Raw genomic sequence first — 5,415 nt, 5'->3', positions numbered from 1 at the left:
CGCGACGTCGCCGACGCGGCGGGGGTCGCGCTGCGCCCCGAGGCGGCCGACGTCATGCCGTGGCATCCCGGCCGGTGCGCCCGCCTGGTGGTCGACGGACACACCGTCGGTCACGCGGGGGAGCTGCATCCGAAGGTCGTGGACGCGCTCGGCTTGCCGAAGCGGACGTCGGCGATGGAGCTGGACCTCGACGCGCTCCCGTTGGTGGACCGCCGTCCCGCGCCGTCGATCTCGCCGTTCCCGCCGGTGCTGCTCGACGTGGCGCTGGTGGTGGACGAGCACGTGCCGTCCGCGGACCTCGCCGACGCGCTCAGGGACGGTGCCGGTGATCTCCTCGAAGAGGTGTCGCTGTTCGACGTCTACTCCGGCGAGCAGGTGGGCGAGGGCAGGCGGTCGCTGGCGTACCAGCTGCGGTTCCGCGCTCCCGACCGGACGCTGACGGCGGAGGAGGCCAACGAGGCCCGAGACGCCGCCGTCGCGGCGGCGAGCGAGCGGTTCGGCGCGGTCCTGCGCGGCTGACCGCCCGGGTTCCGCGGCCCGGTATCGTGACCGGATTCGGGAGAGCGGATCGCGCGCGTACAGGCCGCACGGTTGCGGGAGATCGCCGACCTGTGCCGGACCTACGGCGACTCCCGGGAAGCGGCGGCCGACGTGGCGCTGGCGCTTTCGGTCGGCGGCCACGCCGCGCGCAGGAAAAATCGACCTGGCCCGAATCGCGACACGCCGTGTACCGAACATTCTCGCGGCGATGAAGAACGGAATCGTCGGCGAATACAAGGCCACGAAAGTGGTCGAATCCACGGCGTGTTCGTCTGACGAGAAGGCCGGGGGAGGCCGCCTCCGTGCTCGCGGGCCGGGTGGCGGACAAGGACCCGGGTCGCCTCCGACAGGCAGCCACTCGCGTGGTGCACCGGGTCGACCCCGACGGCGCTGCCGAACGCGCACGGGTGCGGCGGGCCGCCCGTCGGGTGGAGTTGGTCCACGGCCACGACGGGATGGCCACGCTGCTGGCAGATCTGCCCGCCCAGGTGGGGTGATGTCAGAGTGCCACCGACCGAGCCGGTTCGGTGACCTCGATCATCTGGTTGATTGGGGCAGAGGCCGCGGTGGCCACACGAGCCCCGACAACCTCGTCGGGTTGCGCCGCCGACACCACACCGGATGAAGGACAGACCCGGGTGGAGCCCCGCCTGGATGCGACCACCCACCGGTTCGAGGTCCGCACCCCGTCCGAGCGCGCACCTACGCACCGAGCCGAACTCCCTGCGCGGCGATGGTCCGGCGCCACCACCGTTCTGAGGTGACCGCGGTGGCTTCAGTCGGTCCGGACCCGGCCAAGATTGGATTTGCGTAGTCATGCATACTCATACGTATGACGGTGAAGGCAGCGGTGGCCGGGGCGACCGGCTACGCGGGTGGCGAGCTGCTGCGGCTCCTGCTCGCCCACCCGGAGATCGAGATCGGCGCGCTCACGGCCGCGAGCAGCGCGGGAACCCCGCTGGGGCAGCACCACCCACACCTGGCGCCGCTGGCGGAGCGAACCGTGCGCGACACCACGGCCGAGCGCCTCGCCGGGCACGACGTCGTGTTCCTCGCGCTGCCGCATGGCCATTCCGCCGAGATCGCCGCGCAGCTCGGCGACGACACCCTGGTCGTCGACCTCGGTGCCGACCACCGGCTGAACGACCCCACCGACTGGCAGCGCTGGTACGGCGGGGACCACGCGGGCACCTGGCCCTACGGGCTGCCCGAGCTGCCCGGCCGCAGGGACGCGCTGCGGGGAGCCCGCCGGATCGCCGTGCCGGGGTGTTTCCCGACGGGCGGTTCCCTCGCGCTGGCTCCCGCGCTGGCTTCGGGCCTGGTGCGCCCCGAGGTGACCATCACCGCCGTCACCGGGACCTCCGGTGCCGGGCGGAGCCTGAAGCCACACCTGCTCGGCTCGGAGGTCATGGGCTCGGCCAGCGTCTACGGCGTCGGCGGTGCCCACCGGCACACGCCGGAGTTCACCCAGAACCTCAGCGAGGTCGCCGGGCAGCGGGTCACGGTCTCGTTCACTCCGGTGCTGGCGCCGATGCCACGCGGCATTCTCACCACGGCGAGCGCGCCGCTGGCACGGACCGAGCGGAGCGAGGACACCGAGGAGGCCACGAACGACACGGTGCGGGCGGTCTACGAGAAGGCCTACGCCGACGAGCCGTTCGTACGGCTCCTGCCGGAGGGCACGTGGCCGACCACGGCGGCCACTCTCGGTGCGAACACGGTGCAGCTCCAGGTGACGGTCGACCGCGACGCCGGGCGCCTCGTCGTGGTCGCGGCGATCGACAACCTCACCAAGGGCACGGCCGGCGCCGCCGTCCAGTCCGTGAACCTCGCCCTCGGCCTCCCGGAGACCACGGGTCTCCCCACGACAGGAGTAGCCCCATGACGCACCCCCGCCCGCCCGCGAGTCGCCCCCTCCCGTCGGCGAGTCGCCCCTTCCTGTCGGCGAGTCGCCCCCTTCCGTCGGCGAGTCACCCATTCCCGTCCACGGGTCGGCCCTCGCGGGTTCGGTCCCGTCCCTGGCTTCCGGAGGTCGCGTCATGACAGTCACCGCTTCCGGCGGATTCCGGGCGTGCGGCGTCACCGCGGGGCTGAAGGCCAGCGGCACGCCGGACGTCGCCCTCGTGGTCAACGACGGCCCGTCCGACGTGGCCGCCGCCGTGTTCACGAGCAACCGGTGCAAGGCGAACCCGGTCCTGTGGAGCGAGCAGGTGCTTTCCGATCACCGTGCCAGGGCGGTGCTGCTCAACTCCGGTGGTGCCAACTGTTACACCGGCCCGCAGGGCTTCCAGACCACGCACGCGAACGCCGAGCAGGTCGCCGACCGTCTGGGCACGGGTGCGGTCGATGTCGTCGTGTGTTCCACCGGGCTCATCGGTGAACAACTCGACCGTGACGCGATGACCACCGGTGTCGAGCTCGCCGTCAAGGCGCTGTCCGCCGACGGCGGGCCCGCCGCCGCCGAGGCGATCATGACCACCGACACCCGGAGCAAGGAGGTCGTGCGCCACGGCGACGGCTACCGCGTCGGCGGTATGGCCAAGGGCGCGGGGATGCTCGCCCCCGCGCTGGCCACGATGCTCGTGGTCGTCACCACCGACGCCGACGTGGACGCCGAGACCGCCGACCGCGCGCTGCGTGAAGCCACGCGGCGCACCTTCGACCGGCTCGACTCGGACGGGTGCATGTCCACCAATGACACCGTGTTGCTCCTGTGCAGTGGCGCCTCGGGCGCCCGGCCGGACGAGGCCGCGTTCACCGAGGTGCTCACCGACGCCTGCCACGACCTCGCCCAGCAGCTCCTGCGCGACGCCGAGGGCGCCGAGCACGACATCGCCATCGAGGTCACCGGCGCGGCCACCGAGGACGACGCCGTGACGGTGGGCCGCGCGATCGCCCGCAGCAATCTGTTCAAGACGGCCGTCTACGGTCGCGACCCGAACTGGGGACGCATCCTCGCTGCCGTGGGCACCACCGACGCGACGTTCGAACCCGGCGACCTCGACGTCGCCGTCAACGGCGTGCGGATCTGCCGGAGCGGGGGCCCGGGCGAGCCGAGGAACAAGGTCGACCTCGCCGACCGCGCCGTCACCGTGACCGTCGACCTCAAGGCGGGCACCGAGTTCGCGACCATCTGGACCAACGACCTCACCCACGCCTACGTGCACGAGAACTCGGCCTATTCGACATGAACGCCACGCCCCGCGCCTCCGACGACACGACGACCGTGCCCGCCGACGAACGCCTCGCCACCGCCGCGGAGAAGGCGGGCGTGCTGGTCGAGGCCCTGCCCTGGCTCCAGCGCTTCCACGGTTCCTGGGTGGTGGTGAAGTACGGCGGCAACGCCATGGTCGACGACGATCTCAAGCACGCCTTCGCTCAGGACATGGTGTTCCTCCGGCTGGCCGGACTGCGCCCGGTGGTGGTGCACGGCGGCGGCCCGCAGATCAGCACGATGCTCGACCGGCTCGGAATGGACGGTGAGTTCAAGGGCGGCCTGCGCGTGACCACCCCGGAGACGATGGACGTCGTGCGCATGGTGCTCGTCGGTCAGGTCAGCCGGGAGCTCGTGGGACTCATCAACGCCCACGGTCCGTACGCGGTCGGCATCTCCGGTGAGGACGCCCGCCTGTTCACGGCCGAGCGCACGCACGCCACGGTGGACGGCGAGCAGGTCGACATCGGACTCGTCGGCGAGGTCGCCGACGTCAACCCGGACGCGGTGCGCGACATCGTCAACGCCGGGCGCATCCCGGTGGTGTCCACCGTCGCGCCCGACGCGGAGGGCGTGGTGCACAACGTCAACGCCGACACCGCGGCCGGTGCCCTCGCCGCCGCGCTGGGCGCGGAGAAGCTCGTCGTGCTCACCGATGTCGAGGGACTCTACGCGGACTGGCCCGACCGCTCCTCGCTGATCGACCGGATCGGCGCCGAAAGGCTGGAGCGGCTCCTGCCGACGCTGGCCAGCGGAATGATCCCGAAGATGCGCGCGTGCCTGCGCGCCGTGCGCGGCGGAGTGCCGCGCGCCCACGTGATCGACGGCCGCATCGCGCACTCGGTGCTGCTCGAAGTGTTCACCTCGCGGGGCATCGGCACGATGGTCCTGCCGGACGAGGGGGTTTCGTGATGAGCGCGGACGATCACCCGGCCGACGTGGCCGGGCATGACGCCGACCACCGGTCCCGGTGGCAGGCGGCGATGATGAACAACTACGGCACGCCCGGGCTGACACTGGCCCGAGGTGAGGGCGCCGTGGTGTGGGACACCGACGGCCGGCGGTACCTCGATCTGGTCTCGGGCATCGCGGTGAACGCGCTCGGGCACGCCCACCCGGCTGTCGTCTCGGCCGTGACCCGCCAGGTCGCGACCCTCGGGCACACGTCGAACCTCTACATCAACGAGCCCGCGCTCACGCTGGCCGAGCGCCTGCTCGCACTGTCCGGTGTGCACGGCGAGGCAGTGGACGGCAAGGTCCTGTTCACCAACTCCGGCGCCGAGGCCGTCGAGGCGGCGTTCAAGCTCACCCGGCGCACGGGCCGCACGCGCGTGGTGGCCACCGAGGGCGGATTCCACGGCCGCACGATGGGCGCGCTCGCCCTGACCGGCCAAGAAGGCAAGCGCGGCCCGTTCGAGCCGCTCGTCCCGGGCGTGACGCACATCCCGTACGGCGACGCCGAGGCCCTCGAGTCCGCCGTCGACGACGACACGGCCGCGTTCGTGGTCGAACCGGTGCAGGGCGAGAACGGGGTCGTCGTCCCGCCACCCGATTACCTGCGCAGGGCCCGGGAGATCACCGCACGGCACGGGGCGCTGCTCGTGGTCGACGAGGTGCAGACCGGTATCGGCAGGCTCGGCGCGTGGTTCGGATACCAGCAC

General features: G+C 72.1%; 7 protein-coding genes. All 7 read left to right on the top strand.

The features are described 5' to 3' along the window. Positions 1-519 (top strand): phenylalanine--tRNA ligase subunit beta-related protein (locus tag SACSA_RS0101890; RefSeq protein ID WP_028661436.1); only part of this gene is annotated, 519 nt, incomplete at its 5' end. A gap of 72 nt (positions 520-591) precedes the next feature. Further along, complete coding sequence (locus SACSA_RS25565; RefSeq protein WP_198008906.1) at positions 592-816, top strand: hypothetical protein; 225 nt, start codon at positions 592-594, stop codon at positions 814-816. Continuing rightward, on the top strand, positions 813-1,037 hold the full coding sequence (locus tag SACSA_RS26545) for a DUF222 domain-containing protein (RefSeq protein ID WP_408640263.1): 225 nt from the start codon (positions 813-815) through the stop codon (positions 1,035-1,037). The genes SACSA_RS25565 and SACSA_RS26545 overlap by 4 nt, the downstream gene beginning before the upstream one ends. A 335-nt stretch (positions 1,038-1,372) precedes the next feature. Then, entirely contained in the window at positions 1,373-2,425 is a 1,053-nt protein-coding gene (gene argC, locus SACSA_RS0101880; RefSeq protein WP_019813054.1) for an N-acetyl-gamma-glutamyl-phosphate reductase, read from the top strand. Between the two features lie 154 nt (positions 2,426-2,579). Beyond that, on the top strand, positions 2,580-3,731 hold the full coding sequence (argJ, locus tag SACSA_RS0101875) for a bifunctional glutamate N-acetyltransferase/amino-acid acetyltransferase ArgJ (protein ID WP_019813053.1): 1,152 nt from the start codon (positions 2,580-2,582) through the stop codon (positions 3,729-3,731). Further along, complete coding sequence (gene argB, locus SACSA_RS0101870; protein WP_019813052.1) at positions 3,728-4,666, top strand: acetylglutamate kinase; 939 nt, start codon at positions 3,728-3,730, stop codon at positions 4,664-4,666. Before argJ ends, argB begins: the two co-directional genes overlap by 4 nt. Further along, on the top strand, positions 4,666-5,415 hold a 750-nt coding region (locus SACSA_RS21050), incomplete at its 3' end, for an aminotransferase class III-fold pyridoxal phosphate-dependent enzyme (protein ID WP_019813051.1). The genes argB and SACSA_RS21050, both read left to right, overlap by 1 nt.

The sequence above is a fragment of the Saccharomonospora saliphila YIM 90502 genome, assembly GCF_000383795.1.
GTDB lineage: Bacteria > Actinomycetota > Actinomycetes > Mycobacteriales > Pseudonocardiaceae > Saccharomonospora > Saccharomonospora saliphila.
The sequence above is the reverse complement of the archived record's forward strand: the minus strand, read 5'-3'. Positions and strand labels throughout refer to the sequence as shown.

Coding starts and splice junctions, on each gene's coding strand:
- argC (WP_019813054.1), top strand. CDS start 1,373: ATGACGGTGAAGGCAGCGGTGGCCGGGGCGACCGGCTACGCGGGTGGC.
- argJ (WP_019813053.1), top strand. CDS start 2,580: ATGACAGTCACCGCTTCCGGCGGATTCCGGGCGTGCGGCGTCACCGCG.
- argB (WP_019813052.1), top strand. CDS start 3,728: ATGAACGCCACGCCCCGCGCCTCCGACGACACGACGACCGTGCCCGCC.